Below are 26,765 nucleotides of genomic sequence, written 5' to 3'. Positions count from 1 at the left end.
ATACGAATCTGGAGGTAGGCGTGCTGTTGGCTCGGATCGCCGAGTTCGTCCTTCGTTCTCCGCGGCGGATCGCGGCGTGGCTCGGGGTGTTCGTCACCGCCGCCGCGGTGTACGGACTACCGGTGAGCGCCCAGTTGCCCGCCGGTGGATACGACGTTCCCGATTCCGAATCGGCCCGAGCGGCTCAGGTACTCGACGAGACGTTCGGGGCGGGCGGATCCTCGCTGGTTTTCACCGTCACCTCACCGTCCGGGGCCGACTCACCACAGGCGCGGACTCGCGGACTGGCGGTGGTGGACGCGCTGCGTTCGTCTCCGTATGCGACACAGGTGATTTCGTACTGGACCGCGCCCGCGACGGTCGCGCCGGTGCTGATCGGAACGGATCATCGCACCGCCCTGATCGCGGCCCGCGTCACCGGCGACGATCGGCAGGCCCCGGTGCGCGCCCACGATATCGCCGCACCCCTGATCGGCTCCTCGGACGATATTACTGTCACGGCGGGCGGGCAGGCCGTGGCGCAGTACGAGATCAATCGGCAGTCCCGTGTGGATCTGATCAAACTGGAGATCATCGCGACGCCGTTCACCTTCGCGGCCCTGATCTGGATCTTCGGCGGTGTCCTCGCGGCGCTGGTCCCGCTGGCGGTGGCGGCCTTCGCGATCGCGGGTACGGCCGCCGCGCTGCGAATCCTGTTCGCCTGGACCGATGTCGCGGTATTCGCGGTCAATCTGGCGACCGCGCTGTGCCTGGCGCTGGCCGTGGACTACACGCTGTTCATCCTCAGCCGCTATCGCGAGGAACGGGGTGCGGGGATGCCGCCGGACGCGGCGCTGCGACGGACTCTGACCAGCGCGGGACGCACCGTCGCGTATTCCGCCCTCACCCTGGGCTGCGTGGTCGCGACCATGCTCGTGCTGCCCATGTACTTCCTGCGGTCGCTGGCCTACGCCGGAATCGCGGGTGTCGCCTTCAGTCTCGTGGGCGCGCTGCTGGTCGCGCCGGTGCTCATCCTGCTGCTCGGGGACCGGATCGGCCGAGCCGAGCCCGTCACCCGGCCCGCCGAGACCACCGTCTGGTACCGGACCGCGAATTTCGCCATGCGCCATGCCGTTTCGACGGTGCTCGTGGTGACGACCCTGTTCGTTGTCGTGGGCCTGCCGTTCCTGGGCGTGCGCCTGGGCTACCCCGACGACCGGAACCTGCCCACCTCGGCGTCCGCGCGCCGAACCGGTGACCTGCTGCGCGCGGAGTTTCCCCGGCAGAACAGCCAGGGGACGGTCTACATCGTCATGCCGTCGGCGCCCGGTGACGAGGCGGTGGCCGCATACGCGGCGGCGCTGTCGCGGGTGCGGCAGGTGACCGGCGTGGCCGCGCCGGACGGAATCTATTCCGGCGGAACACGACTCGGCACCGCGACCGTCGACTCCGCGCGCCACGGGGCCGCCGCGTATCTGACCGTCGGCACCACCCTGGACCCGTTCTCCGACGCCGCCAAGCGTCAGCTCGACGACCTGAAGGATATCGCGGCCCCGGCCGATACCCTCTTCGGCGGATCGGCGCAGCGCGATCTGGACAATGTGCGCGGGGTGACCGATCGGGTACCGGCGATCCTGGCATTGATCGCGCTGGCGACCTTCGTGCTGATGTTCCTGTTCACCGGCAGCCTGCTGCTGCCGGTGAAGGCGCTGCTGATGAACGTGCTGTCGCTGACGGCCGCGCTCGGCGCGATGGTGTGGATCTTCCAGGACGGCCACCTCGGTGGGCTCGGCACCGTCGCCACCGGGCACACGAATGCGACCATGCCGCCGCTGCTGATCTGCATCGCCTACGGATTGTCGATGGATTACGAGATCTTCGTCCTGTCGCGTATGCGGGAGGAATGGCTGGCCACCGGCGACAACCGGCGGGCGGTCGCACTCGGGCTGGCCCGCACCGGGCGGATCGTCACCGCGGCGGCGACCGTCATGGCCATCGTCTTCGCCGCCATCGTCACGGCCCAGGTCTCGTTCATGCGCGGTCTGGGCGTCGGGCTGGTGGTGACGGTGCTGCTGGACGCGTTCCTCATTCGAATCCTGTTGGTGCCCGCGGTCATGCGGCTGGCGGGTGCGTGGAACTGGTGGGCCCCAAGGCCATTGGCGCGCTGGCACCGCCGCTATGGACTCACCGACAAGTCCGCGCCTGCCGGCTCACCCGTCGTAGGTGCGTAATGATCTCGAAATACGCTCGCACCACCCCGGTTTCGTAATAGTCCAGGCCCGCGGTGCGGCAGTGCGCCCGCACCACGGGCCGGGCCCGGCGCAGATTCGGCTGCGGCATGGACGGGAACAGGTGGTGCTCGATCTGATAGTTCAGTCCACCGTAGAGATAGTCCACCACGCGGCCGCCGCGGATATTGCGCGCGGTGATCACCTGACGGGTCATCCAGTCCAGGGTCTCGGCCTCGGAGCGCACGGGCATGCCCTTGTGATTCGGCGCGAAGATCGAGCCGCCGTACAGGCCGGTCGCGAGATGGTGTAATCCGATGAACGCCACGGCTTTCCACGGCTCGAGCAGCCAGAAAACCGCAGTGAAGTAGCACAGCAGATGCAGGCCCAGCAGCGCCCCTTCCGTCCCCGGCCGCCGGACCGCGCCGGTCGCGATGGCGCGAATGCTCAACGCCCGCAACCCCAGCGCCTCGAGCGCGGACATGGGAAAGAACACCTTGTCCTGGAATCGAATGATCAGCCGCCGACCCGCGCTCATCGGCCGCGCGGCCTGTTCGACGGTGAAGATCGCCCGGCGCCGCACGATATCCGGATCACGATCGATATGGTTCGGATTGCTGTGGTGGCGGTTGTGGTGATTGACCCACCAGTCGAAACTGGCCCCCAGCAACAGATTCCAGTGCAGATAGCCGAGCACGTCCATCGCGCGGCGGTCGCGGGTGACCTGATGGTGGCCGATATCGTGGCCGACCAACCCGATCTGGACGAAGCAGAACGACAGCGCCAACGCCACGGCCAGCTGCCACCACGACGAACCGAGCAGGGCGAACACGATCCAGCACGCCACGAACAGCGCGACGGTGCCGATCGACTTCGCGAGGTAGTACCGCCGCCTCGGATCAAGCAACCCCGCGGCGCGAATATCGTTCTGCAGCAGGCGGAATCGCGAACCGCTCGCGGCCGATGCCGATCGCTCGGATTCGGCGATCGGATCGGTCGCGGGCGTCGCCAACAGCTGTTCGTAGTTCCCGGCCATGAACGCACTGTCACCAGCGGCTCTGACCGGGCGCTGACGCGGCCGGTCGGCCGATGTCAGCGGAAGTAGGCGGCGGTGATCGAATGCGATCCGGAGGTCAACCCGTCGCCCCAGCACGCGGCCGCGTCGGTGGGCGTGGGGTTGTTGGTGGTATTGATCTCGATCTGCTGCCCGGCGCCCTCGCCGCCGACGATATTCACGACATTGGTGTCCGGTATCGCCGCATGGGCGGTCCAGACGCCGCTCAATCGGCTCGTCGTCCCGTTGTTCCAACTGACCGTGAGGTCGACCGGCCCGGTCACGCCGGTATTGCAGTCACCCGAGGCGTTCTGGGTGCCGCTCAGACTGCCGCCGCTGATGCCATTGGGGGTACCGGTACAGCCGCTCACCTCACCGGCGAAGGCGATGGTGGTCGCCTTGGGCGACATGCTGATTCCGCCGTTGTCGGCGGTCCAGTTGATCACCCCGCCCGAACAGCTGCCGAACATGGAGTCCGCCGAGACCGGGCCGATTCCGAACGCCGGGACGAACGCACCGGCCAGCAGCGCTACCGCAACAATCCTGGAGACAAGCATCTACGCACCTCTCTCGCGATCGTTCGGATATCTCAGCGGCTGTCACAGACAGTCGCGCAAATTCACAGCGAAACGATACTCTCATTCGCCGCGACGGTGATCCCCCTCACGATCGGAACTTCCCCCGCTCGGACGCCGACCTTCACCCACGGCACATTCGTGCCGTCTCGTCCCAACAGGAAGTGGTCGGATTGATGAGGGTTCTGACATCGGCGGTGGTAGCGGCCTGCGCGGTGGCGGCGGTCGGCGGCTCGGCCGGGCACGCTGCCGCCGATCCGACGCCGGACACGATCGGATATTCGCTGCGCCTGGTCGACCGGTCCGTGGTGCTCACCGTGGACAGGGGCAGCCTGGCGGTCGAGGGCGGGAATCTCCAACTGCGCGATCCCGCGGGCACACCGGCGGTGACCCTGCCCCTGACCTATCGGCGCGAGGACGCCGTCTATCCGATCGGCGCGGCGATCGACGCCGCCACGGTCACCCTGACCCCCGATACCGATCCGAAACACGCTGTCCCCGTGGCGCATCCGAACGCGCGCGAGATCGCCATCGATCCCCAGTCCCCGGCGTTCAACACCGCGGTCATGAACTTCGCGACCCAGGTCGGGCTCGGCGTGGCCCTGGGCACCCTGCTGGGCACGGCCATCGGCGCGGTGGTCGGCTGCGTGGCGGGCGGCGCACTCGTCGGCGCGGCCGCGGCGGTACCCACCATCGGCGTCCTCGCGGTGCCCGGATTCCTCGGCGGCTGTCTGATCACCGCGGCCGCGGCCGGGGCGATCGGCGCGGTCGTCGGCAATGTCGTCATCGGGATACCCGTTGCGGCCGTGGGGGCCTGGTGGTTCTTCGACGCCCTGCGGATCCAGGCGACGAGCTGAGACTCAGAACAGCAGTGCGGCCGCGGCCGCGATGAGGAACCTTCGCATCGTCACATCCGGTAGTTTGCCCGAAGTCGCCGCTTATCCAGGCTTGACAGGCTACACAGCGAGCGGGTCTAGACTCGGCCACGTGCTGCGGACCTGGTGAAGGTGGTGATGCGGGGATGACTCGACCCTTCGTACATCCCGCCCTGTTCTACGGGTCGGATGAGGAATACCTCGCCGGGCTCGTGCCGTTCGTGACCGAGGCGCCGGGCCCGGTGGCGGTCGCGCTGCCGACCGGTCGATTACGGCTGCTGCGCTCCGCGCTCGGCGCGGCGGCCGCGCGGATCACCATGCTCGACATGTGCGAGGCCGGGCGCAATCCGGGCCGGATCATCGCCGCGGTGCTGCGCGAGTTCGCCGATGCCCATGTCGACCGTCCTGTCCGGATCGTGGGCGAACCGATCTGGGCCGAGCGCAGCGCACTGGAGTATCCGGCGTGCGCGCAGCACGAGGCGCTGATCAACTTCGCCTTCGTCGGCCGCGAGGTCACGATCGTCTGCCCGTACGACACCTCGCGGCTGTCCCCCGTCGCGGTGGCCGATGCCCACGAGACGCATCCGGAACTGTGGCAGAACAACTCTCGGCGCGACAGCGATCGCTACGCCCCCGAGGCCGTGATCGACCGCTACAACCAGCGACTGTTCGACAGCGACGATCTGCCGGATCTGGTGGTGGCCACCCCGTCCGATGTCATGGACGCCCGCTACGCCGCGTCCGAGAAGGCCCTGCGTCTGGGCCTTGCGCCCCAGCGCATTCCGGATCTGGAGATCATCGTGACCGAACTGGTCACCAACGGACTGGAACATACCGACGGCGTCTGCTGTCTGCGCCTGCACCGCCACGGCGACCATCTGGTCTGCGAGACCCACGATCTCGGCCACATCACCGATCCGCTGGCGGGCCGCCATCCACCGCAGCCGGGCCAATTCGGCGGGCGCGGACTGCTTCTGGTGCATCAGCTGGCGGATCTGTTCCGAACCCACACCACCACGGCGGGCACCCGGCACTACGCGCTACTGCGCCTGGCGGCCTGAACCGACCGTTCACCATTGACACCGTGACAGCGGTCACCTTACATTTGGGAAACTATCATTCTCTTTTTGTGGGGTGGCGTGGTGCTCGGAAAAGCTTCTCGTCCTGCGTTTTTGGCATTCACCGTCGTCGCGACCCTGCTGCTGGGGTTGACGACGACACTGTCCGCGACGGCCACGGCGGCGCCGCCGCTGCCGCAGAACGATTCGTTCTACACGGATCCACCCGGCTACGAGAACGCCGAACCGGGAACCATCCTCCGCTCGCGTCCGGTGCGCATCGCGGCGCTCAACCTCCTGCCGGTGCGCGTGCAGGCATGGCAACTGCTCTACCGCACAACAGATTTCGACAACAAGCCGTATACATCGGTGACCACCGTGATGATTCCCGAGGGCGCCACCGGACCACGGCCGCTGCTGTCGTACCAGACCGCCGTCGACGCGATCGCCGGCATGTGCCGCGCCTCCTACCAGCTCCAGCAGAGCGCCCCGATCGACCTCACCGATCCGGCCGGGCCGATCACCAGCGGTAATCCCGCCGCCGAAATCCTCTTGGCCGCAACGGGTCTGGCCAAGGGCTGGGCGGTGGCCATACCCGATCAGGGCGGCCGGGAGAATCGCTTCGCCACCCCGCGCGAACCCGGCTACGTCGTACTCGACGGTGTTCGCGCCGCCGAACGATTCGCCCCGCTCGGCCTCGCGGGCGAGAGCACGCCGGTCAGCCTGTGGGGCTACTCCGGCGGCGGTATCGCGACCGCCTGGACCGCGGAGATGCAGCCGGAATACGCACCCGAACTGAATATCGTCGGCGCGGCGATCGGCGCCCCCGTCGCCGATCTGAAGGCCGGACTGCTCGCCGCCAACGGCGGACTACTCGGCGGCCTGATCCCCATCGCCGTCGCCGCGATCGCCAAGGACTCCCCCGAATTCCGTGCCGTATTGGAACGTTCGGTCACCCCCGAGGGCCTGGCGTTGATCGACCATGCCGCCGACCGCTGCACCACCCAGGCGGTCCTCGACACCAGCCTCTACGAACTCGTGCACCATCTCTCACTCCCCGACTTCACCCACTACGTCCGCGTCCCGTTCGCCGAACTGCTCGCCGACCCGGTCGTCGCGCGGACCGTCGAGGAACGCACCCTCGGCCGCCGCACCCCCACGGCCCCGGTCTACCTCTACAACAGCGTCAGCGACGAGATCAGCACCATCACCGGAGCCGACGGCCTCGCCGACGCCTACTGCACCCACGGCGCCTCGATCACCTACCGCCGCGACCTGTTCCCGCCACTGATCAGCCCGCACGGCAACTTCGCGGTCCTGGGCGCGCCCGACGCACTCGCCTGGCTCACCGATCGCATGAACGGCCAACCGGCACAACAGGGTTGCGACTATCGGACGCCGCCGTCGACACTGCTCGATGCCGGTGCGCTGAATAATCTGGGCTTCGGCGCCGGGGCGGTGCTCACGACGCTGCTGGGGTTGCCGGTCGGGCGGTGAGCAGCGCCGGGCGGTAGGCCAGGAACCGCCACCGCCCGTTCGACCTCCGGGGCGCATGCCCCTTTCGGCTGGAAGGAAGACCCCAATGCACCTTCCTTGCCGAACGGCGGACGGATGGGGCTCGGGTTGCGAGAATGGTTGAACCATGAACGCGACCGCGATCGTCGGAATCCTCACCGCGGTCATCGCCGCGTCCGCGGCCCTCACCGGTTACGTCGTCAATCAGATGGCGGCTCGCCGGGAGCGACGCTCGAAGGCGTACGCCGAGGCCCTGCGCACGATCCGCCAGTACCAGGAGGTGCCGTATCGGGTTGTGCGACGGCTCGATTCGAGCGCCGCGACCCGTACCGCACTCGACAGACAACACGGCGAGATCATCAGCGGCATCGGATTCCATCTGGGCTGGCTCGAACTCGAATCCCCCGAGACCGCCGCGGCCTACCGCGCGCTGTGGGAACGATGTCGAACATTCGGCCGCGTCTACCGCAAATGGGCCTGGCAGCAACCCCTGGTCTCCGAGGACGTCCAGATGGCGATCACCCTGCCGTTCCGGTACGACATCAAACCCGAACTCGACGTCTGCATCCAGGCCATGCGCGCCGATATCCAATTCTTCGGCTGGTCCACCCGCCGCACGGCCCGCCGACAGTCCACGGCCCTGGCCACCCGGCGCGCCGCCGAAACCCCGCCGGATTTCACCGATCTGGAGACGTGGACGCCGCCGCCCTGAGTGGTTCAGCGATCCTGGAGCAGGCCGAGGATGTTGCCGTCGGGGTCGAGGACCTCGGCGACCCGGCGACCCTCGCCGACATCGCGCAGGGCCTGCTGCACCGTCGCGCCAGCGGCGATCAGTTCGGCCAGTTTGGCCTCGATATCGGATACCTCCCAGTAGATGACCGGGGTGGTGATGGCCTGCGGACCGCCGTCGGGCACCAGGCCGATGTGGTGCCCGTCGAGCTCGAAGCCGACGTAATAGGTGCCCTCGATCTGCGGCGGCACGCCGAGCAGCGCGGTGTACACGGCCGTGGCCGCGGCCAGGTCGGAGACGGGATGCAGCACGGTCTTGATGCCCTTGGCTGCGGTGGCGGTCATGGATGCTCCTCGAATCTTCGCATTCGTGCTGTTCGGTACGGGTATTACGGTATTTCCGATGCGCTGCCGCGACATCCGTGCTGACCACGGAACGTGACACTGAGAGATGCGCCCGGGCGTTCCCGCGCAAGCGAAATGGGCGTACGTGAGAATGTGGACGTGTCGAAGTCGAAGTTGGCCGCCGGGATCTCGGATCGTGAGGCCGAGGTGCTCGCCCTGGTCGGGCAATATCGCAGCAATGCCGAAATCGCCGCGCAGCTGTTCATCTCGGTGCGCACCGTGGAGACCCATGTGTCCTCCCTGCTGCGCAAGGTCGGGGTGACGGATCGGCGGGCGCTGGCCGGACGGGCCGCCGAATTCGACCGGGTCGCGGAGATCGGCGCGGCGACGGCCGTACTGCCCTCGCCGCTGACCTCGTTCGTCGGCCGCGAGCGTGAACGCGCCGCGCTGCGCGAGGCCGTGCGGGCACATCGGCATGTGACCGCACTGGGACCCGGGGGCGTCGGCAAGACGCGGCTGGCATTGGCCGTCGCCGCGGACCTTTCCGCCGAATTCATCGGCGGCGCATGGTTTGTGGACCTGGTGCCGGTGACCGATCCGGCGATGGTCGCGGCCGCGGTCGCGCGGACATTGGGACTCGGGGAACAGCAGGGACGCGGTCTCGACGACTCGGTATCAACCACGCTGGGCGAACGCCGGGTGCTGCTGGTGCTCGACAACTGCGAACATCTGCGCGACGCGGTCGCCCCGTTCATCGAGCACCTGCTCGCGAACTGCCCGAACGTAACCGTGCTGGCCACCAGCCGGGCGCGGCTCATGGTGCCGTTCGAGCAGGTCTTCACGGTGCCGCCGCTGTCGCTCGGCGACGACGCCGTGGCCCTGTTTCTGGACCGCGCCGAAGCGCTCGGCTGGCCCGTGGAGGCCGAGCAGCTGGATCGGGTGCACGAGATCTGCGGTCGCCTCGACGGATTGGCGCTGGCCATCGAACTCGCGGCCGCCCGGCTGCCCACCCTCGGTCTCGACGGACTGGGCGCGAGCCTCGCGGATCCATTGCGATTGCTGGTCGGTGGCCGTCGCGCCGACGAACGGCATCGGTCCGTGCGGGCCATGCTGGATTGGAGTCAGGCGCTGCTGACCGCCGAGGATCGGTGCGTACTGCGGCGCATCTCGGTATTCGTCGCGCCGTTCACCGCGGCGGATGCCATGGCGGTGGCCGGATCGTCGAGTTCGGATCGGATCGCGGTCGCCGACGGGCTGGCCCGGCTCACCGAACAGAGTCTGCTGACGGTGGTGCGTTCCGCGCGCGGTACCCGATACCGGGCATTGGAGACCATCCGCCAATACGAACGCGAGGAACTGGATACCGCCGGTGAACTCGACGAAGTGCTTGCGCGCCATCTGAATTGGTGTGTCGAGACCGCCACGAAACTGCTCGCCGAACCCGCGTCGGCGACTCCCGACCGGCACGGGGCGTTCGATGCCGCCGCCGACGATATGCGCGCGGCCCTGGCCTGGGCTGCGGCGCTGCCCGAGCGGCGGAGCGACGCATACGCGCTGTCGATTTCCTTGGCGCGGTTGGCTTTCAATCGAAATCTGATCGGAGAATCCCAGCGTCGCTACGAGCAGGCGGCGGATCTGACCGACGACCCGATCGCGGCCTCGGCAGCATTACGGCATGCCGCCGAGGCGGCCGGGTGCCGGATGCGCGGCGAGGATATGTACCGTCTGTATCGCGCCGCCGCCGAAATCGCCTTCGGCGCAGACGATCCCGCGTCGGCGGCGCGAGATCTGGCGACCGCGGCGAGTACCGTCCACCGCATGTCCGACACCTTCGCACAGCCGGTCGCGGCGGGTGAGACCGCGGAACTGCTCTCGCGGGCGCGCGAACTGGCCGGTGCGGACCCGACCGCACTGGCCGCCGTGGCCCTCGCCGAATGCGGGGTGCTCGCCGATATCTCGGGTGCCTTCGAATCGGAAACCGCTGTCCTCGTTGCACTCTCGCGCGCTCAGCGCGCGGTGGATCTGGCTGATCGCACCGGCGATCCGCTCATGCGCAGCGCGGCCCTCGATGCCCTCGCCGCGGCACAATGCTGGGCCGGGGATATCTTCGCCACCGCCGAAACCTCTTATCGGCGCGTCGCTTTGGTGACCGCCATGCCACACACTCCGGCCAGCGCCCTCGAACATGTCGACGCGTTGTCCGAGGCGGCCGAGATCGGTATCGGGGTCGGCGACCTTCGGAGCACTCGGCGCTGGGCCGAACAATTGCGCGATCTGCCGCTGCTGGCCGAGCGCGGTGATTTCGCCACCTCCGCGCTCCTGATCGCGGACGCCCTGGCGGGCAATCTCGAGGAAGTGCTCACCGGCAGTGGACGATTCGTCGACGCCTGGGAACTGTCCGGGCGTCCCTATGCCCCCGGTCTCGCCCCGGCCGCCGCGGCGGTCGCGATGGCCCACGGCCTGCGCGGCGATGACGCCGCGCGTGCCGAATGGCTGACCATCGTGGACACCCTCGACGGCGCGTCCGATCATCGGTCCGCCTACCGCTCGGTTTTCGACGCCATCGTGCTGCTCGACCGCGGCCGTCCCGAACAGGCACTGGCCGAATTGGCCACCGAGCCGGACGCATTCGACGAGCGCGCCATCTGGATCTGGCGGCACTGGTATGTCGCCCTGCGCGCCGAGGCCGCCGTCCTGGTCGGCCATCCGGATGCGCGCGGCTTCATTGCCGCGGCCCGGACCACGGTGTCCGGCAACCCGATAGCCGCTGCGATCGTCGAGCGGGCCGCCGCCCTGCTCGATGACGACCTCGACCGCCTGCCCGCCCTCGCGGCGGAATTCGAACGCGCCCACTGCCCCTACCAATCCGCGCGCAGTCCGGCCCTCGCCGCCGACCGCACGGCCTGACCACCCACTCAGGCCGTCGCCTCCCATACGAACCCGTCCGGATCGACGAACGCACCGATACCGCTGTCCATGACGATGCGATGCGATCCGCTGCCCTCCGGGGACATCCCGGCATCCTTGGCGGCCGCCTTACGCGGGTACATCGCCAACGAGACCGATGAGCCCTGGTTCTCGAACTCGGCGTACTTGCCGCCGAAACTCTTCGCCACCGTCAGCCCGCGATCGACATAGAACTGCTTGCTGGCCTTCACATCCGCCACACCCAGCAGCAGAACCAGGTTGTCGATCTCCCGGGTGAACGGACCCACATCCTTCTTCTTCGAGGTGTCGACCTTCCACACCGTCCCGTCCGGCGCCTGCAACACCGCACCGTAGCCCCACAGACTCTTCTTCGCGGGAGCGAGAACGGTGAACCCGGCCTCGATTGCGGTGCCGACGAGACTGTCGACAGTGGACGGCTGCGACACCACCAGGGACAAAAGGAATCCGCGGAACCCGGAAGTAGGCGCCTGCGAGGCCCGGAACCCGATCCGATCCCCCAATCCGAACGCGGCCGCATAGCTCGCCGCCGCGGCCGCGGGATCGGCCACCTCGAGCTGAATGTTGATATCGGTGCTGGTCTTCGTGGTGTTTTCCATGCCCATAACGCTAGGCACGGGCCGCCCGGGTGACATCCGTGCCGACCACGGAACAGACCACTGAGCCACGCTCGGTGACGGTTGTGGACGACAGCCTGAATCAGGTGGCGGGGGTGCGGTATCGGTATTCCGGACACAGGTGGTTTTCCGGTACTTCCTCCGTGATCAGGTCGGGTTTGTAGTCGTGTTTGGAGCGGACGGCGAGGTAGCGGGTTTTCGCTTCGCGGTGGCAGTTGATGCCGATCATGTCGTAGCCGATATACGGCGAGTAGCCAGCGAATTGGCAGGTGTGACAGCAGATCAGGCGGATGGTGGGTGGGAAGTCGTTCTGGAGGCGGCCCAGGCCATCGTCGAGGCCCCCGTCGACGTCCACCTCGTAGGTCGTACCGTCCAAGTCCATCGCGAAATGCTGGTTCAGGGGTGGTCGGTCGGCCCGTAGATCGACGCTGAACCGCACGATAGTGGAGCGACGATTGCCGCTCACCTCCACCGCGCACGGCAGGTCCGCATGCAGCACGCACCGGCGCAGTTCGCATGCGTACCTGTCGTCGGTATCGTTCGACAGCGGCAGCACCCCGGCGGCGGCACGAGCGTCGTCGGGTTCGAGACCGTCGAAGGCCCCTCCCGCCAAGGAGATTCCACGAATGACGGTTCGGATGTAGAAGCTGCGCGCGTGCGTGACGTCCGCCTCCACGGGCACGAATTGCCACACAATGGATTCGACGCCACGGTCATCGACGTAACTGCCGGGGAAGGACTGCAACGGCATGCCGACCACCATGGTTCTCATGGTGCGCAGCAAGCCGCGACCTCGGCAACCCGGTAGAACCTTGGGACGTTATGTCCCGGCATGCAGGAGTGGCGCGCGGACTGCTGCGGACCAACTGCGGACTGAGGGCACCACGATCGCGCAGGTCAAGGCCGGGCATGCCGACCTACCAGCCGTTTCGTAGTGCCCCCGGGGCGGCACGAACAGCATCCACACAAACCCGGACGCGCCCTGAACTGCTGATTTCCGCGGATGTCGGCGTGAACCGCCGCCGCAGGGGATCGTCGACGTAGCGTCGGCAGTCCACTCCCCGTCGCAGGTTCGATTCATGAGCAGGACAGGTCAGCAGCCGGACAGGGCGGTGTTAATCAGGAACTCTCGACGGTTTCGCGCCCCTGTGCGCCAAGCCTGAGACCTACGGCATCCCATCGCGCCCAATTCATTGGTGTGCCTGATCAGAGGACCGGCGGTGGCAGGAACATACCGTCTCTGGCTATAGCCGACGCAAGTAATCGGTAATGCCGAATTCCGTGCAGTCGGAGGGTTCAGCGGTGGCCAGCCGAGTTACAGGGCCGATGCTGATCTAAAACTTTGATGCGATCGGATCACACAGCGCGCCGACCGCCGCTACCTTGACTGAGGGGCTGAACAGCGTTGTTCGGCAAAGGATTTGCCGTCGTCGGCGCGTCTGGCGAGGCGGCCAGGCGTGCTGGACGGACTAGCGAAAGGTGTCGCCATGACTGACGGACGGGCCGCTTGGGTCGATTACTTGTCCAGGATGTTCAACCCCGGCCACGACGGAATCGACGCCGCCGCCCTCAGCTTCGACGGGCAGCCAGCGGAGAACGAGATTCTGGCCTTGGGCCCTGGAGTCCCCGCTAGTGCGATGACCGTGCAGGGTGGAACATTCAACTCGGCCTTTGCCGGTGCCACCGCCACCAACCCCCCGGCGATAACACTGGCGGGCACCAAACGTGCCTGCACCAGAGCCGTTGACGTGAAGTTCTACAACACCCTCGAGGACCGCGACGCAGAGTATGAACCTGTCGCCACCGGCCTACTGTTCTTCTGTCCGCTGCAGGACAACAAGATCCTGCTGGTGGTCCAGAAGCCGGGCCAGGTGGCCGCGGTGATGGGCGACAGGTCTGCGGTCGAGCACATGGTCGCGTACATACGTGAAGGGCTCATTTGCTCTATCGATTTCTAGACGATGTGCACTCTCTGGTCGTCCGATCGGCCAGAGAGTGCACGCTCATGCCGCTGGGCGCGCGATCACTCGGTCCGGCGGGCAGTGGCCGGACCGAGCTCGCGGATCGGAATCGTCAGACCCCGGCTGGGGTCTGGTCGACGATCTCTGCGGTCGGCGCGTTCTTTTTGATTGACTCGATGCCGTTCTTGCACGCAGCCCTGGACTCATACGCTTCACCAACGGCAATGATCTCGCCGTTGGTGGCCTTGAGTCGGAATCGGTACTTGTTGGACTTGTCCTGGTAGATCTCGAATTTCGCAGCCATGCCAGTTACCTCAGCTCTTGTTGATCTGGATAGCACCTGACCCTCCGACGGTAGGTGATCAACGCTACCGGAGGTGCCATCTGGTTATCGAACAGCAATCAACAAGGTGCGCCCATCGCAACCAGGGTCGGTAAGGAAAAGCGGCCCCGTGCCAACATACGCACATGCGGCGTGCGCACAAGCTATCCTCGGTCGCTGCAGGTGCGCGGATCGTCAGGAGATGGCTACCTCACCCGACATCGATGTCACCTTCGCTGGTTACGACCTCGTGCTGCGGCTGGCCTCAGCCGGCTACCTGGCCCGGTACACCGGGACTTCCCGGGAGCACTGCGGCTCGGATCTGCGCCTGTACTTCCTGTGGTGCACCGAGCGTCACCTCACCCCGCTGGCGATGAGCCGGGCCCGAGATCGAACGCTACGTCGGCTGGATGCGCGGGTTCTACCGCACCTGTGTGATCGACGGCGTGCTCGACCACTCGCCGCCGGATACATCCCCAAAGACCTCACCGAGCGCGCACTGGCCGACACGGTGAAGGCCGTCCTTATACCCGCGTCACGTCCCGGCGAAAACGCCCGCTACATATGGGCAATCTCAGATGGGTCTTCCGGATCGGTGCCGATCAAGCAGCGTAGGTCCTGGCGTGGCGGGCGGAGGAGGCGGGGTATCTCTCCGCACGCGCGTTCGCAGCGCAACTGCTTGCCGACGCCGAGCACGACCCCTGCTGCTTGCACCGATCGTGACTGTCGACCACTTGCTGCTTACCCTTCAGCAACGGCGGACGCCCCTCGAACCAACCTGACCGGAAAGTGCGGGTCGCGTTCACCTGTCGGGCCGAAGCCAGTGCAGTTTCGGTGGACCCAGAGTTAAGCCCTCAGCACGGCTGAGGGCTTATCAAATCGAAAACGGCTCAGTGCCAATCGAACTCGCCACGCCTCACGCGCGCGGTAAAGGCGTCCCACTCACTCGGCGCGAACATCAGCGCCGGGCCGCCCGGATTTTTCGAGTCACGGACCCCCACCAGACCGCTCTCGAAGAACGCTGTCTCCACACAATCCCCACCAGACTGACTGTAACTGCTCTTGTACCAAGTCGCGCCGGACGAGTCCCTGGTCACGCGGCCTACTCCTCTGCGATCTCCTGCACCAGAAGCCTGGTGGCATCCACACTCAACGCTACCTGGCTGATCTCGTCTATCGCCTTGCGGTGGCGCTCGATCACAGTGCTGACGGCGCTGTCCTCCTCCTCCAGGAACAACGCGCCCGTGAAACCCTCGACGAATACCACGGGAGGTTCCGGCGAACGACTGGCATGGAGCGGCGGAAACTCGAACAGGGTGAATGACTGGACAACCAACCCCGGGTGCGGGCCGCCGTCGAACGGGATTACTCGGATAGTCACGTTCGGCAACTCCCCTGCTGTCAGCAGATGTCGAGCTTGTTCGGCCATGACGGCACGGCCGCCGGTCTGGTGTCTCAGCGCCGCCTCGGACAGCAGCACAGTCAGTGCGAAGTCAGGATCTTCGGTCAACCGACGTTGCCTCCGCGCGATCAGTTCCAGTTGCCGCTCCGCGTCCACCGCAGACATGAGCGGATCGGTTGTTCGCATGATCCAGCGGCGATAGGCCGCGGTCTGAAGCAATCCGGGGAGCAACGTCAGTTGAAACGTTGTCATCCGGCTTGCCGCCTGTTCCAGGCTCATGAAGTGGTCGAAATGTGGGTTCACAACGTCGGCGTATGCCCGCCACCAAACCCCGGACGGATCGCCCTTGGAGGCTTTAACCTCCTGGACAAGGCCCATAACCTCCGCCTTTGCGTGTTCATCAGCGCCGTAGAAATCGAGCAGGTCTCGGTACTGTGGGGTGCTGATCCTGACCGGCTGACCATCTTCCATTCGGCCGATTCCCTGTTTGGACACGTCAATAGCCAACCCGGCTGCTAGCTGGCTTTTCTTCGCCTTCAGTCGTAGCTCGCGGAGGCGTCGACCGAGGGCACGTCGGGGAAGGGTAGAACCACCAGCCATAGCTTTGCCTCACCGTCTGTCGTGGCCCGTACTGAACCTATCCGTACTGGACCCATTCGTATCGGTCCGGGCCTTACTGGGCCGGTCCAACATGGACGTCTCAGTATATTTCACGGACTGCCCGTATTGGACGGTCCAGTTGTAATTTTAGGTGTCTACTTGGACCCGACCCCGGTGGCCGGGAAGTACCAACCACTCCGCCTTCACCGTCACATCGTGCCCACGAAACTGCCCCGGGGGCGGAGCGGAGGCGGCCCCGGCTATCGGGGGAACCAACAAGACACCCAACGGATTTGGAGGTGATTGGAAGTGACAGTCAACGGACTTCCAGTGACCAACCACGATGCAGTGCCCGTAATGACAACCACGTACGCGCGTGTCGTTATGGAAGCTCATATCGGATGCTCAATTTCGTTGTGCCCCTTGAAGTGTCAGGCTCGTGCGCGTCTGGTCGAGGCTGAACGTCGGGCGCGCGGAGGTGGCCCGGGGACGAGGTCGTGACCATGGGCACCGAGACGGTTCCGGGTGTGTCGCATCGGCCCCCTGCTTCGGCCATGAGCGCCGCCGAGATGCACAGCGAATTGAAGCGGGTCGAGCACGCCGAGTGCGCGTTCGATACGTGCGAGATGAAGCGGGCGTGCTGGCTGGCGTTGATCCGGCTGGGACACCTGCACCCCTACGACTCGCCCGAAGACTGCACGATCTGTGTCTACGGGCCGGGCCTGAATTGAAGGCAGGCATGAGGGCATGGACGGCGAACATCGAACACGGGTGGACGATCTCGAGGCCACGTGGCGGCTCGACCACCAACGCATCCGGATCGTGAACGTCTACAACACGTCCGAGAACCTGCCGGTGGTGAACTTCCAGCGGTCGGGATGCCCGGATTTGGCCGAGGCGCGCGAGCGGCTGCCGAAGCTGTCGCGGTTGTGGGACGCGGTGCGTCACGATCTGTGGGCCGAATGGGCACTGGTACCCCCATCGCGAGCAAGCCGGGTGCACGGCTATGACGGCCGGTGATCCGTGGTCCGGCAGGCACGCCGGGGAGCTGGATTCGATCCGGGGGTGGCTGTGCCGGATCGAAGACGAGGCGGGGCCGGGTTTTCGCGTGGAGCGCGAATTGAAGCCGCCGTACGGCTGGAATCTGGTCGACGCCTCCGGCGCGATCGTGTGCAGCGGGCCACTCGAACGCCTTGAACGCTGGCCCGTAAAAGAAGAAGACGACGACACCTCGCACCAATAACCGGCCTATTCGACGACCGCACAAAACATGTACGTCAATGTCGATTTACAGAAGGGTATATTGATGCCTCACCCATCTAAACAAATTATCCCGTTGGCGATACTTGCCGCAGCTTCGAAGGGATGCACGGCGCGAGAGATCGCCGCTCGGCAAGGCAAGAAGAACCACAATGGGGCGGCGAAAAGCCTTTACACCATGCACCGGCAGGGTTTGGTGGAATTGGTGGCGTCGCCACACCGTCCCGGAGCGACGGTGTGGCGGTTGACTCAGCAAGGCCGCGACCGGCACGCGGAATTGTTGCAGGCGGGGCTCCTGCCGAATATGAGTAAGTCGCTCACGCGCCGCGCCGCGCTGTTGGCGGTCTTGACGGAATCAACGACCGTCCGCACCACCCAAGACATCGCCAAGATATTGGACGAGGCCGATTCCAGCGTGCGGCGGCGGCTGCACACTATGCAGCGACAAGGACTTGTGACAGGAATCAGAGACAAGACCAACCGCACCCGCGTCATTTGGACACCCACCCTGCAAGGTCGAATCCTGCAAGCACGCGTCCGACGACTGACAAAAAAGAATGGTGCGGTGCACCGTTGAATCGGTAAGGACAGGCATTCCAACAGTCTGCACACCGACCACCGCACCGGAAAAGACCCAAGAGGTTAAAAGGAGAATCGTATGACGAAGGTATCCGGAGGGGAAATATGGAACCCCCGTACTCTGAGCTCGGAGGCATGGCAGAGGGCGGGAGTTGATCCCGCGACCCTTACGTCACATATTGCCGGACTCCCCCAAGTTGGAGGATTCAAACGCTGCGGCGGCAGTGATCTGCCGCCGACCTGCCAGATCGATGTGTGGTCGCAGATTTACACAATCGAAGATTTCCACCACATGGAAGGTGGAGTGGACTTCGTCGAGATTACTATCGCGGACCGTACCGGCCTGCGGTATCAGCCGTCGCATGATCTCATCGGAATTCAGTGCGATATCGTTTTCCCGGCCGACCACGGCTCTTACAGTATTGTTGCCGTCAAGCTAGATCCACAAAGCGGTGTTGATCCCTGCGTGCGCGTGATGGAAGCGGCCGAAGTGCTGGCCCCGCTGCTGCCCCGGTGAAGGACATCACCTCCCACCTGCAAGCAGTCGGCTTGCTCAGTGCTGGTCGAACCAACCACGGCGGTTGCGTTCTTCGAAGAAGCGGTCTTCGGCTTCCTCGCGTTCCCGTTGCCGACGAGCGCGGTCGGCGTCCTCGCGAGCCGAATTCGCCTCGGTGAATGTGGAAACGGCCTCGAAGCGGGAATCGGCGCGCAATTCCCGCATGGCGTCATCCACCTTCGGCTGCTTGTCATTTATCGCTGCCTGATACGCGGCCAGGATGACGTCCTCGTCGTCGACCGTCACCGATAAAAGCCGGTTCTCCGCGTCCACAACAACCCTGACCCCTTTCACCACACCCACGCCGCGAACCTGCTGCAACGCATAGTGAGCGCGTTGCACTTTCACGCCGAGTTCTTCGAATTCGTTCTCTCGCGGGTGCATCGGCTAAACCTTCAGTCCGTGGGGTGGCATATCCGATATTATGCAGGACGCTTGATCTCGGTAGGTTGCGGCGTCTTCGAGCCCACTCCCTCGTGAGGCGACAAGAATGAGGCCGGCTATCCGCTGACGACTTGTTGCTGACGGTGTCACCGTCGCCGCGGGAGCCCGGGGTGCTGGTCGGCGACAGTCATCGAGGTGCTGGTGATGAAGGCTCGGACGACCCGGTGGCGCGGGGCGGATCAGGTCGTCGACGCGGGTGTGGCTGGTCGATCCGTAGCGGCGCTTGCAGACGGCTGTGGGCAGTCCGGCTCGGGTCGGTCGGGGCCGTTCAGCCCGGAGCCCATCAGGGTGCCGACGGCGATGGCGAGGATGGTGGCCAGCGCGGTCGCGATGACCTGGGTGCCGAGCGCGGTCTGGTGGCGGATCAGGTCCGAGACGGCGGTGACGCCCATCGATCCGGGCACGAGCATCCAGAAGGCGGGCAGGCCCATCACCTGTGCGGTGGGGGCGCTGCGGAATCGGCGGGCGATGACCGAGGTGAGGGGAATCAGTATCAGTCCGGCCAGGAATGGCCCGACGAGGGGGCGGCCGATTAGATCGCCCAGCAGTTTCGCGGTGTAGGTGAGGTAGAGCACGAGCAGTGTCCAGCCGATGGCCCGGGCCGGAGCGCTTGCGCGCCACAGGTATCCGAGTCCGATCAGCGCGACGCCGAGCAGCGGTGCCCAGGTGCCGAGCCGGGCGGGGGAGATCGTGTAGTCGGTGTGGATGTGGCTGGTCAGTTGCAGGGCGAGGATGATTCCGAAGCCCATCTGCAGCAGCACCATGACACCGGAGGCCAGGCGCGCGACGCCGGAGACCAGCGATCCGGCGGAGATCTCGATCGCGCCGGTGGTGAGTAGCGCGCCGGGTAGCAGGGCGGCCACGCCTGGCACCAACAGGTCGGTGGGATGTCCGCCCGACAGCGGTCCCGGCAGCCCGAACGCGAGCAGAGTCACTGCCGCGGCAACCGAGAACGGGATCGCGAACGCCAGCCGTGGGGTCGTCTTCTCGGTGAGCATGATGATCAGTTGCACTACCACGCCGAGTACGAGGTAGCCGATCAGTGTTCGGGCCGACGGGTTGAGCATCAGCCCGAATCCCACGGTCAGCACCACATTGCCGACCACTGCCAGCCATACCGGTGTGGGTGGCGGTGTGCGCAGGATGCGGTCCAGGCGGGCCACGACCTTGCGCGGTGCGGTCCGCGCCCGCTGCGCGGTGGCGATCAACCGGTAGACCTCGTCGATCTGGTCCATGCGCAGCGTCGACGTGGCGGTGTCGAGCAGGTCCAGATGAACATCGCCGTCGGAATCGGCCAGCCGCACCCACACGCCGGTGGGAAGCACGAAGATCCGTGCGTCGGCGTAGCCGTAGCGGTGGGCCAGCTCGGTGAGGACGGTCTGCACACGCATAGTCGTTTCCGACGATCTCAGCAGCGCGACCCCCAGCCGCCGCAGCATGTCCAGCACCTCGACCGGCGGCGGCGCTGTCGCCGCCCGCCCTGTCGCCGACGGCGTGGTGTGTTCGAGGGTCATGGCCTCACCTCTTCGCATCGAATGGCGGAACCTGCTCGGGGGCCTGGGACGCATGAGCGGGCGTAAGGGGCTCCATGTGACTGATGTAAAGATAAGGTCGAGTAGTAGTCCGAAGGAAGCTGATGTGGCGTGGACAGCATCCGCTGGGGGTACGGTGCTCGAATCGCGACATGGGCTCACCCGGTGCTGATCGCGGAAGCGCAGCCGATGGCGCGACCTCGCCCAGATCGCCCCCAATGGTCTCGGCGCATTTCTCGGGCCGTGCTGGAGTTCGCGCTCGAACATCTCCGCTCGTCGCCGGTTTGAGGCCATATTTGCTGGTTGCGGTGGTTATCGAGTCGGATTTGATCCGCGTAGCGGGCCCTGTGTTTCCGGATGCCGGGGCGATGGCCGCTATCCAGCGTCAAGACTGTCGGGAAAGTGCCCGAGGGGCTATTTCTGCGATATAGCCTGTGGGAATCTCGCGGACGAACACCGTGGTAGTTGCGCATGATCAGCCCGGCCTCACTCAATAGCCATACGGCATCGGACTCCGCTTCTTCAGGCCGGTGCCCTTGATCACAAACTGACTCACTATGACTGATTACTATTTAGGCTGCTGTGAGCGTTACCCGCAGTTTCACTCACCGGTTCGTCACGGCGGGACGCGCCGTGCTCACCGTCTGGGATGGAGCTGGCCGAGGACCCTGCGGGGGATGCGGCGTCCCGACCCGATAGTTGACGAAAATATTTCCGCGACAACGCGTTCCGGCCACACCTTGGAAGGAATGATCATCGTGACGACCATCTCGCCGTTGGCCGGGCTCGAAAAGATCCTGTCCGATCTGGAGGCCTTCGATCGGGATCTGCACGAGCATCCGGAGCTATCGTTCCAGGAACACCGCACCGCCGCCGAAATCCAGCTCAACATCCGCACTTTCGACCCGAAGGTGCGGGAGAAGGTCTTGGCCGCGGGCGAGCGGATCATCACCGCCGAGGCCGCCGCCGCGGGCGCGCCGAAAGATCCGGAGACCTCGGTCATCGACACCTACCCGCTGACGGTCAACAACGCCGAAGCGGTCGCCCGCACCACCGCGGCGTTGCGCGAAACCTTCGGCGCCGACCACGTTTTCGATCCCGGCCCCAACCCCGGCAGCGAGGACGCCGGAATCTTCGCCACCGCCGCGAAGGCCCCGCTGTGCTACTGGTTCTTCGGCATCCTCGACCCCGACCGCTTCGGCGAAGACCTCCACCAAGCCATGAGTGACTATGCCGCAGGCAAGCTCGACGCGTCGAAATACCCGGGCACACCTCCACCTACGCTCCCGTGCTCGAACCGGCGCTCACCGTCGGCGTCCAGGCGATGACCACCGCCGCGCTGGCCTGGCTCGGTCACTGAGCGCCTTACCCATTCCTCATTGATCGGGAGGCAGCTGTGTTTACCCGTTCGAACCCTGCGCGCGGTTCTCCTACCGCGCCGCAGACGTGAGCAAAACGTCTCCTCCCTACCTCACCGACCGGGCCCGCTATCAGCCGCATCGCGCCGCTCGTGCGCAACCTGTTCACCCGGCACGAAAGGAACAGACAGCATTCCCTGGTCGCGCGGTCTCACCGCGACATCCACCCCTGGAAAGGAGTTCGACCCGATGACCACCACCCCGCTCAGCACACAAGCCACTGCCCAAGCGCAGGGCAATGGGCAGCACCCGCTCTACGCCGAGATCGACTCCCGCGCGGCTGCGGTCGCCGATCAGGTGATCGCGTGGCGGCATCACATCCATCAGTACCCCGAACTGTCGAATCGCGAGGTCAACACCGCGGCGATGGTCACCGATCATCTGCGGTCGCTGCATCTGGACGAGGTACGCACCGGGATCGCCGGGCACGGCGTGATCGGGGTGCTGCGCGGCGGCGGGGGCGATGAGCGGGTGATCGCGTTGCGCGCCGATATCGATGCGCTGCCGGTGCGCGAGGAGTCTGGGATGGAGTTCGCCTCCACGGTGGTCGACCAGGACTACCCCGGCGGCCCGTTCCCGGTCTCGCATGCCTGCGGCCACGACGCGCACACTGCGATGCTCATGGGCGCGGCCAGCGTGCTCGCCGGGATCCGCGAAAACCTGCCCGGCACAGTGCTGTTCGTGTTCCAGCCCGCCGAAGAAGGACCGCCCATCGACGAAAAGGGCGGGGCGCGGCAGATGCTGGCCGAAAACGCCCTCGCCGACCCCGAACCCACCATGGCCTTCGGCTTCCATGTCGGCCCCGGCCCCAAAGGGTTGATCGGGTATCGAATCGGCAACCAGTTCGCCGCCTCATGCCTGGTCAAAATCGTGATCACCGGCCAGCAGGTGCACGGATCGACGCCATGGATGGGCATCGACCCCATGCCCGCCGCCGGTGCGATCGCCACCGGGATCGGTCAGCTCTACCGGCAACTACCCGCCTACGACCCGTTCACCGTGACCATCGGCCACATCGAGGACGTCGGCCGGTTCAACATCATCGGTGAGACCATCACCCTGTGGGGCACGATCCGCTGCGCCGTCGAGTCGGACATGCGCGAGCTGCAGCAGCGGCTGACCACGCTCGCCGAATCGACCGCGGCCGCCTACAACTGCACCGCGACCACCGAGTACCTGCAAGACGTACCCGCAGTACACAACCGCGCGGACTGGGTCGAGGCGGCCCTGCCGACCTTCCGCCGCGTCGCCGGGGCGGACAAGGTGGCACCGGTACCACCCGCACTCGGATACGACGACGTGTCGGAATTCGTCAACCGCTACGGCGGGCTCTACGTCGTACTCGGCGTACAGGACGTGACCCTCGACGCCAACGGCACACCCATCGCGATCCCCGGCGGGCGCGGAATGTGGCCCAACCACAATCCACACTTCTACGTCGACGACGACACCCTCGTCACCGGCGTCCGGCTCCACGGCCACGTCACCCTCGATCACCTCACCGGAACACTGACCGTGCCCCGATGAACCGGCCGAGGAGGGCGCGGCGAGACACGACTCGTCGCGCCCTCCTCCGGCGGTCGGGCGGGCGATGTTTTCGTGCCGGGATCCCACTCGACAAGCGCAGCGAAGGTAAGGACAGAACAACGCGCATCAGCGGATACCACGGACGGACCGGGGAGCCGCAACGATGACGATCGATATTCGGCGAGTGACCGTGCTGGGAACGGGGGTACTCGGATCGCAGATCGCCTTCCAGACCGCGTCGTAGGGGTTCGATGTGACCACCTACGACATCGATGAGGCGGCATTGGATGCGGTTCGCGGGGTTGGCGAGCACCTATGAGGAAGGAGTTTCCGGGGCGGCGGGGTCGGGCCGCGCGCGTAGCGGAGGAGATCGCGCTCAGCGCCGATCTTGCGGCGGCCGTGGCGGAGGCGGATGAAGTCGGCCAAGGACATACCCGATCCCAAGAGATGACAGCGCTTCTCAACTACACACACCAATCGTCTTCTCCACGTCCCGCGGCACCTTCGTGGGAGTCGCTCGAACCGCTGCTGGAACGGCTGTACCGGAAGCATCGCGAGTTTCTCAAGCGTCAGCTGCGTGCGGCGACGCTGGGCGACTGCGCTCTCACCGATGACGTCATCCACGACACGTTCGAGCGGTTGGCGGATAACTACGGGGAGCGCATCGCCCAGATGACCGACGCTCAGGTGGCTGGTCTGTTGAAGACGATCGGTCACAACTGTCTCGTCGATAGGTGGCGAAAGGACGCCAAGCTGGCGTTCTGGCAGTCCTATTCAGAGTCGGCTGTTCCCATGGATGGGGTGCCGGCCTCCGACACGGAGCACATCGATCGGCTAGTCAACGAGGAGTTCGCCATTCGGCTGAGTCGAGTGGCGGAGAAAGTGTTGACGCGGGGCGAGTGGTGGGTGGTGTACATGGGGGTCTTCATGGGCAAGCCGGATGCCGACATAGCGCAGGAGCTGGGAACAACCATCCGCACGGTGAGAACTCACCGGAGCGCGGCTTGCAGAAAGCTCAGGCCCTGGATGAAGAAGGACGGGGACGAGATCGTCTTCATGGACCCCGGCACAGGCCAGAGTTCGTCCACCCCCGGCGGTATAGGAGAGGTGACGGTATGACGGAGCAGCAAGGCAGGATGGACGCGGCTCGCGAGATCACCATCCAGGAGGCGCTGGACGCGCTCGAAAGTTATTACGCGCGTCGCGGCGGGGGCGAAAGTGTTGATGCCGGTTGGGCACGACTGCAAGCGACGCTCAGGGCCAAGTCGCAGCCCGCCTCGAAAGTGAAGATAGACGGGACCAGAAAATGGATCGTGGCGGCTGCGGACAACGTGGGCAGCGTACTCACCAGATATGCTATGAAGGCCTTCGTTGGCTTGTCCACGACCGCAGCTGTAATTCTTGTATTTCTGGGCGGATACTGGTCGCTTATTAGCGTCTTGATATTGGGAATCACTGCGCTTACATGGTGGATCCCAGAAGCGGCCAGGCGTGATGCCCGCCGCCGGGAACTGACTCAGGCAGAGTGGACAGCGCGCCGACGCGAGTTACGAGAGGAAGCGCAGCGCCGCCAAACCGAACGCCGCGAAGCCCAGCAACGTGAAGCGGAGTACCGGGAAATGCGCCAGCGCGAGGAACAATACAAAGCAGTGGGCCGCCCGGTAAATATTCTCCCAGCGAAGCCACAAGGGCAGATCTTAAGCACTGCCGTACCATCACGACAAAAGCCCAAAATACGCTGGAGTGATTCAGGAACCGTTGACCTTGCAAGCTTCGACCTGCGTGGCATCAACCTCCTCGGGCTCAATCTGATTGGAGCATGCTTAACCGGGACGAACATGGAGGGAATCGCGCTACGTGGCGCTAATCTCTACGGCGCAGACCTTTCCAGGGCAAGCGTATTTAGTGCTGATCTGTCTCGCACAGAATTGACTGGCGCCAACCTTCGCGGAGCTAATCTTGCCTGCACCCTCCTAGTTGGAGCGCGATTGTCAGGTGCCGATTTATCCGGAGCGCATATTACTGGAGCAAATCTTTCTGGCGCTTACTCCGCATATGCGGATATGTCTCATGCAGATTTTTCAGGCGCGATTCTATCCGGGGCAGAGCTGTCCGATACCGATCTTTCCGGAGCGCTTTTCATCGGATCGTATCTCTCCGGGGCGCATATGCACGGCGCTAATCTTGAAGGAGCAGATCTATCTCACGCGACCCTGCGCGGCGTTTATCTCTACCGAGCGAACCTTTCCCGCGCTAATTTGTCTGGCGCTAATCTCATCGGTGCGGTACTGAAGCATATTGTGCTGATCGATGCCAATTTGACAAACACGAAAATTTCCGAAATCGGGAAACTGGAAGATGTGACGTGGTCTGAAAGGACGCAGTGGGGCGCGCATTGGGCTGAGGTCCTCAGCAAGTCCATTCCAATCGGTCGAGGCCGCTACAAACTGAATCCACGAGGTGACGTCCAGACCCCCTATGCGCCCGAGCCCACACCGCTGATGCCTCTCTCCTACCGATAGCCGGCCGGGTCGTGCTGCGGTGCTTATGGGCGATGCGTGGGAGTATGGTTGTCGGTCTGCTGGCTGTCTCTGCCTGCTCCAACAGGCATTGACGGCGTTGAGTCGAGGCCTCTTGGCCGGGGCCTCGACTCGTCTCCCCCATTCCAGCGCACGGGTCGACGGCGAGTGCCGTTGTTCCGCCGACGCCGTCGGGGATCGAGCAGAACTCCAGGATGGAATTCGATCTGGCGGCGGCGATCCTCCGATCCGGGCGGCGCGGGCGATCCGCATGTCCACGGGCGGAACCGTATACGACGGGGTATGACAACTAGCAGTCCGGACACACCAGACGCACGGTCTTCGCAGCGCGAGTTCCACCACGGAATGCGCCATCGTCTCGGGCGACCGTTTGGACCCGGCGCGGATTCGCTCGGGCCCGTGGCAGAGCTCCTCCGCGCGGAAAGGCGAATTCTTTGCCGCCGGCCCGCCGGAACTTTGTGCGTCGGGCATATCGGACCTGCCGTTCGTGCACAGCGCGAACTGCAACCCGCACCCATCTATCGCCTCATGCGGCACCATCACGTGCGGCATGCCCCCAGCGTGAGGTGCACTATCGTCCTCGCTCGCTCTCCACCAGCCCTGTTGCCGCTGGAGGTCGCCTGGGGATGTCCGGCGATTTTCGACAGGAGGCGTGCCAGTGCGTTGGTGCACGTGAACTTCCGTCGATCAGAAGGGCGGCCAC

At 65.3% G+C, this 26,765-nt stretch carries 26 protein-coding genes; 16 read left to right on the top strand and 10 right to left on the bottom strand.

Annotated elements, in window-relative coordinates; translation table 11 throughout:
• The first annotated feature begins 23 nt into the window (after positions 1 to 23).
• Positions 24 to 2,210 carry an MMPL family transporter gene (locus NP4_RS08755; protein ID WP_373863818.1) on the top strand — a complete coding sequence of 729 codons (2,187 nt, stop codon included), beginning with the start codon at positions 24 to 26 and terminating at the stop codon, positions 2,208 to 2,210.
• Here NP4_RS08755 and NP4_RS08750 read toward each other — a convergent pair.
• Together NP4_RS08750 and NP4_RS08745 are read right to left on the bottom strand one after the other, a co-directional pair.
• The gene (locus NP4_RS08750; RefSeq protein WP_067994592.1) at positions 2,164 to 3,243 is read right to left on the bottom strand and encodes a fatty acid desaturase family protein; all 1,080 of its coding nucleotides are present in this window, start codon (positions 3,241 to 3,243) and stop codon (positions 2,164 to 2,166) included. The genes NP4_RS08755 and NP4_RS08750 overlap by 47 nt on opposite strands.
• A gap of 56 nt (positions 3,244 to 3,299) precedes the next feature.
• A complete protein-coding gene (locus tag NP4_RS08745; RefSeq protein WP_067994588.1) occupies positions 3,300 to 3,818 on the bottom strand; it encodes a hypothetical protein in 519 nt (172 codons plus the stop codon).
• 194 nt (positions 3,819 to 4,012) lie between these two features.
• On the opposite strand from NP4_RS08745, the gene NP4_RS08740 reads away from it, so the two are divergent.
• From NP4_RS08740 to NP4_RS08725, 4 genes are all read left to right on the top strand, one after another.
• Entirely contained in the window at positions 4,013 to 4,693 is a 681-nt protein-coding gene (locus NP4_RS08740; protein ID WP_067994894.1) for a DUF8020 domain-containing protein, read from the top strand.
• 164 nt (positions 4,694 to 4,857) lie between these two features.
• Complete coding sequence (locus NP4_RS08735; RefSeq protein WP_067994585.1) at positions 4,858 to 5,772, top strand: anti-sigma factor RsbA family regulatory protein; 915 nt, start codon at positions 4,858 to 4,860, stop codon at positions 5,770 to 5,772.
• A 111-nt stretch (positions 5,773 to 5,883) separates the two neighbouring features.
• Positions 5,884 to 7,266, top strand: a complete 1,383-nt coding sequence (locus NP4_RS08730; protein ID WP_114755608.1) for a lipase family protein — start codon at positions 5,884 to 5,886, stop codon at positions 7,264 to 7,266.
• Between the two features lie 145 nt (positions 7,267 to 7,411).
• Positions 7,412 to 7,996 carry a hypothetical protein gene (locus NP4_RS08725; RefSeq protein ID WP_067994580.1) on the top strand — a complete coding sequence of 195 codons (585 nt, stop codon included), beginning with the start codon at positions 7,412 to 7,414 and terminating at the stop codon, positions 7,994 to 7,996.
• Between the two features lie 5 nt (positions 7,997 to 8,001).
• Here the strand turns inward: NP4_RS08725 and NP4_RS08720 are convergent, their stop codons facing one another.
• Positions 8,002 to 8,358 carry a VOC family protein gene (locus tag NP4_RS08720; protein WP_067994577.1) on the bottom strand — a complete coding sequence of 119 codons (357 nt, stop codon included), beginning with the start codon at positions 8,356 to 8,358 and terminating at the stop codon, positions 8,002 to 8,004.
• Positions 8,359 to 8,517: 159 nt separating this feature from the next.
• On the opposite strand from NP4_RS08720, the gene NP4_RS08715 reads away from it, so the two are divergent.
• Positions 8,518 to 11,265 (top strand): ATP-binding protein, encoded by a 2,748-nt coding sequence (locus NP4_RS08715; RefSeq protein WP_245997784.1) that lies wholly within the window; start codon positions 8,518 to 8,520, stop codon positions 11,263 to 11,265.
• An 8-nt stretch (positions 11,266 to 11,273) separates the two neighbouring features.
• On the opposite strand, the gene NP4_RS08710 is transcribed toward NP4_RS08715, so the two are convergent.
• Together NP4_RS08710 and NP4_RS08705 are read right to left on the bottom strand one after the other, a co-directional pair.
• On the bottom strand, positions 11,274 to 11,903 hold the full coding sequence (locus NP4_RS08710; RefSeq protein WP_067994890.1) for a VOC family protein: 630 nt from the start codon (positions 11,901 to 11,903) through the stop codon (positions 11,274 to 11,276).
• 100 nt (positions 11,904 to 12,003) lie between these two features.
• Entirely contained in the window at positions 12,004 to 12,693 is a 690-nt protein-coding gene (locus tag NP4_RS08705) for a DUF6304 family protein (protein ID WP_147287936.1), read from the bottom strand.
• A gap of 715 nt (positions 12,694 to 13,408) precedes the next feature.
• Here NP4_RS08705 and NP4_RS08700 point away from each other — a divergent pair.
• Positions 13,409 to 13,879, top strand: coding sequence for a hypothetical protein (locus NP4_RS08700; RefSeq protein WP_067994570.1), 471 nt, complete (start codon positions 13,409 to 13,411; stop codon positions 13,877 to 13,879).
• Between the two features lie 115 nt (positions 13,880 to 13,994).
• Here the strand turns inward: NP4_RS08700 and NP4_RS08695 are convergent, their stop codons facing one another.
• The 3 genes from NP4_RS08695 to NP4_RS08685 all read right to left on the bottom strand — a co-directional run bounded on the left by NP4_RS08695 (position 13,995) and on the right by NP4_RS08685 (position 16,206).
• The gene (locus NP4_RS08695; protein ID WP_067994566.1) at positions 13,995 to 14,186 is read right to left on the bottom strand and encodes a YegP family protein; all 192 of its coding nucleotides are present in this window, start codon (positions 14,184 to 14,186) and stop codon (positions 13,995 to 13,997) included.
• A 908-nt stretch (positions 14,187 to 15,094) separates the two neighbouring features.
• Complete coding sequence (locus NP4_RS08690) at positions 15,095 to 15,301, bottom strand: DUF397 domain-containing protein (protein ID WP_067994563.1); 207 nt, start codon at positions 15,299 to 15,301, stop codon at positions 15,095 to 15,097.
• Between the two features lie 5 nt (positions 15,302 to 15,306).
• A complete protein-coding gene (locus tag NP4_RS08685; RefSeq protein WP_067994560.1) occupies positions 15,307 to 16,206 on the bottom strand; it encodes a DUF5753 domain-containing protein in 900 nt (299 codons plus the stop codon).
• Positions 16,207 to 16,703: 497 nt separating this feature from the next.
• On the opposite strand from NP4_RS08685, the gene NP4_RS39780 reads away from it, so the two are divergent.
• The 5 genes from NP4_RS39780 to NP4_RS40785 all read left to right on the top strand — a co-directional run bounded on the left by NP4_RS39780 (position 16,704) and on the right by NP4_RS40785 (position 18,562).
• Entirely contained in the window at positions 16,704 to 16,937 is a 234-nt protein-coding gene (locus tag NP4_RS39780; protein WP_147287934.1) for a hypothetical protein, read from the top strand.
• A 16-nt stretch (positions 16,938 to 16,953) separates the two neighbouring features.
• On the top strand, positions 16,954 to 17,226 hold the full coding sequence (locus NP4_RS08680; RefSeq protein WP_067994558.1) for a hypothetical protein: 273 nt from the start codon (positions 16,954 to 16,956) through the stop codon (positions 17,224 to 17,226).
• Positions 17,213 to 17,449: a hypothetical protein gene (locus tag NP4_RS08675; protein ID WP_067994555.1), complete on the top strand. Its 237-nt coding sequence runs from the start codon at positions 17,213 to 17,215 to the stop codon at positions 17,447 to 17,449. Before NP4_RS08680 ends, NP4_RS08675 begins: the two co-directional genes overlap by 14 nt.
• A gap of 27 nt (positions 17,450 to 17,476) precedes the next feature.
• Complete coding sequence (locus tag NP4_RS08670) at positions 17,477 to 18,043, top strand: helix-turn-helix domain-containing protein (RefSeq protein WP_067994550.1); 567 nt, start codon at positions 17,477 to 17,479, stop codon at positions 18,041 to 18,043.
• A gap of 81 nt (positions 18,044 to 18,124) precedes the next feature.
• Positions 18,125 to 18,562: a DUF3558 domain-containing protein gene (locus NP4_RS40785; RefSeq protein WP_147287933.1), complete on the top strand. Its 438-nt coding sequence runs from the start codon at positions 18,125 to 18,127 to the stop codon at positions 18,560 to 18,562.
• A gap of 36 nt (positions 18,563 to 18,598) precedes the next feature.
• Here NP4_RS40785 and NP4_RS08660 read toward each other — a convergent pair whose 3' ends face one another.
• Positions 18,599 to 18,985 carry a hypothetical protein gene (locus tag NP4_RS08660; protein ID WP_067994545.1) on the bottom strand — a complete coding sequence of 129 codons (387 nt, stop codon included), beginning with the start codon at positions 18,983 to 18,985 and terminating at the stop codon, positions 18,599 to 18,601.
• A 239-nt stretch (positions 18,986 to 19,224) separates the two neighbouring features.
• Positions 19,225 to 20,559: a threonine/serine exporter family protein gene (locus tag NP4_RS08655; RefSeq protein ID WP_067994542.1), complete on the bottom strand. Its 1,335-nt coding sequence runs from the start codon at positions 20,557 to 20,559 to the stop codon at positions 19,225 to 19,227.
• A 929-nt stretch (positions 20,560 to 21,488) separates the two neighbouring features.
• Between NP4_RS08655 and NP4_RS43535 the strand changes: the two genes are divergently transcribed.
• From NP4_RS43535 to NP4_RS39775, 4 genes are all read left to right on the top strand, one after another.
• Positions 21,489 to 21,905: a M20/M25/M40 family metallo-hydrolase gene (locus tag NP4_RS43535; RefSeq protein ID WP_425464080.1), complete on the top strand. Its 417-nt coding sequence runs from the start codon at positions 21,489 to 21,491 to the stop codon at positions 21,903 to 21,905.
• Positions 21,906 to 22,184: 279 nt separating this feature from the next.
• Positions 22,185 to 23,522 carry a M20 metallopeptidase family protein gene (locus NP4_RS08645; protein WP_082875670.1) on the top strand — a complete coding sequence of 446 codons (1,338 nt, stop codon included), beginning with the start codon at positions 22,185 to 22,187 and terminating at the stop codon, positions 23,520 to 23,522.
• A gap of 315 nt (positions 23,523 to 23,837) precedes the next feature.
• Positions 23,838 to 24,641, top strand: a complete 804-nt coding sequence (locus tag NP4_RS08640) for an RNA polymerase sigma factor (protein WP_067994536.1) — start codon at positions 23,838 to 23,840, stop codon at positions 24,639 to 24,641.
• Positions 24,638 to 26,044 carry a pentapeptide repeat-containing protein gene (locus tag NP4_RS39775; RefSeq protein ID WP_082875669.1) on the top strand — a complete coding sequence of 469 codons (1,407 nt, stop codon included), beginning with the start codon at positions 24,638 to 24,640 and terminating at the stop codon, positions 26,042 to 26,044. Before NP4_RS08640 ends, NP4_RS39775 begins: the two co-directional genes overlap by 4 nt.
• The last annotated feature ends 721 nt before the right edge of the window (positions 26,045 to 26,765 follow it).

This window comes from Nocardia pseudobrasiliensis NBRC 108224, from assembly GCF_001613105.1.
GTDB classification, from domain to species: domain Bacteria; phylum Actinomycetota; class Actinomycetes; order Mycobacteriales; family Mycobacteriaceae; genus Nocardia; species Nocardia pseudobrasiliensis.
Note: the sequence above shows the minus strand (reverse complement) of the source record. Positions and strands in the feature narration are given on the sequence as shown.

Bases quoted from the DNA above. Each gene is read 5' to 3' on its own strand.
- NP4_RS08750 (WP_067994592.1), bottom strand. From the start codon at position 3,243: ATGGCCGGGAACTACGAACAGCTGTTGGCGACGCCCGCGACCGATCCG.
- NP4_RS08745 (WP_067994588.1), bottom strand. From the start codon at position 3,818: ATGCTTGTCTCCAGGATTGTTGCGGTAGCGCTGCTGGCCGGTGCGTTC.
- NP4_RS08740 (WP_067994894.1), top strand. From the start codon at position 4,013: ATGAGGGTTCTGACATCGGCGGTGGTAGCGGCCTGCGCGGTGGCGGCG.
- NP4_RS08735 (WP_067994585.1), top strand. From the start codon at position 4,858: ATGACTCGACCCTTCGTACATCCCGCCCTGTTCTACGGGTCGGATGAG.
- NP4_RS08725 (WP_067994580.1), top strand. From the start codon at position 7,412: ATGAACGCGACCGCGATCGTCGGAATCCTCACCGCGGTCATCGCCGCG.
- NP4_RS08720 (WP_067994577.1), bottom strand. From the start codon at position 8,358: ATGACCGCCACCGCAGCCAAGGGCATCAAGACCGTGCTGCATCCCGTC.
- NP4_RS08710 (WP_067994890.1), bottom strand. From the start codon at position 11,903: ATGGAAAACACCACGAAGACCAGCACCGATATCAACATTCAGCTCGAG.
- NP4_RS08705 (WP_147287936.1), bottom strand. From the start codon at position 12,693: ATGAGAACCATGGTGGTCGGCATGCCGTTGCAGTCCTTCCCCGGCAGT.
- NP4_RS08700 (WP_067994570.1), top strand. From the start codon at position 13,409: ATGACTGACGGACGGGCCGCTTGGGTCGATTACTTGTCCAGGATGTTC.
- NP4_RS08695 (WP_067994566.1), bottom strand. From the start codon at position 14,186: ATGGCTGCGAAATTCGAGATCTACCAGGACAAGTCCAACAAGTACCGA.
- NP4_RS08685 (WP_067994560.1), bottom strand. From the start codon at position 16,206: ATGGCTGGTGGTTCTACCCTTCCCCGACGTGCCCTCGGTCGACGCCTC.
- NP4_RS08680 (WP_067994558.1), top strand. From the start codon at position 16,954: ATGGACGGCGAACATCGAACACGGGTGGACGATCTCGAGGCCACGTGG.
- NP4_RS08675 (WP_067994555.1), top strand. From the start codon at position 17,213: ATGACGGCCGGTGATCCGTGGTCCGGCAGGCACGCCGGGGAGCTGGAT.
- NP4_RS08670 (WP_067994550.1), top strand. From the start codon at position 17,477: ATGTACGTCAATGTCGATTTACAGAAGGGTATATTGATGCCTCACCCA.
- NP4_RS40785 (WP_147287933.1), top strand. From the start codon at position 18,125: ATGACGAAGGTATCCGGAGGGGAAATATGGAACCCCCGTACTCTGAGC.
- NP4_RS08660 (WP_067994545.1), bottom strand. From the start codon at position 18,985: ATGCACCCGCGAGAGAACGAATTCGAAGAACTCGGCGTGAAAGTGCAA.
- NP4_RS08655 (WP_067994542.1), bottom strand. From the start codon at position 20,559: ATGACCCTCGAACACACCACGCCGTCGGCGACAGGGCGGGCGGCGACA.
- NP4_RS08645 (WP_082875670.1), top strand. From the start codon at position 22,185: ATGACCACCACCCCGCTCAGCACACAAGCCACTGCCCAAGCGCAGGGC.
- NP4_RS08640 (WP_067994536.1), top strand. From the start codon at position 23,838: ATGAGGAAGGAGTTTCCGGGGCGGCGGGGTCGGGCCGCGCGCGTAGCG.
- NP4_RS39775 (WP_082875669.1), top strand. From the start codon at position 24,638: ATGACGGAGCAGCAAGGCAGGATGGACGCGGCTCGCGAGATCACCATC.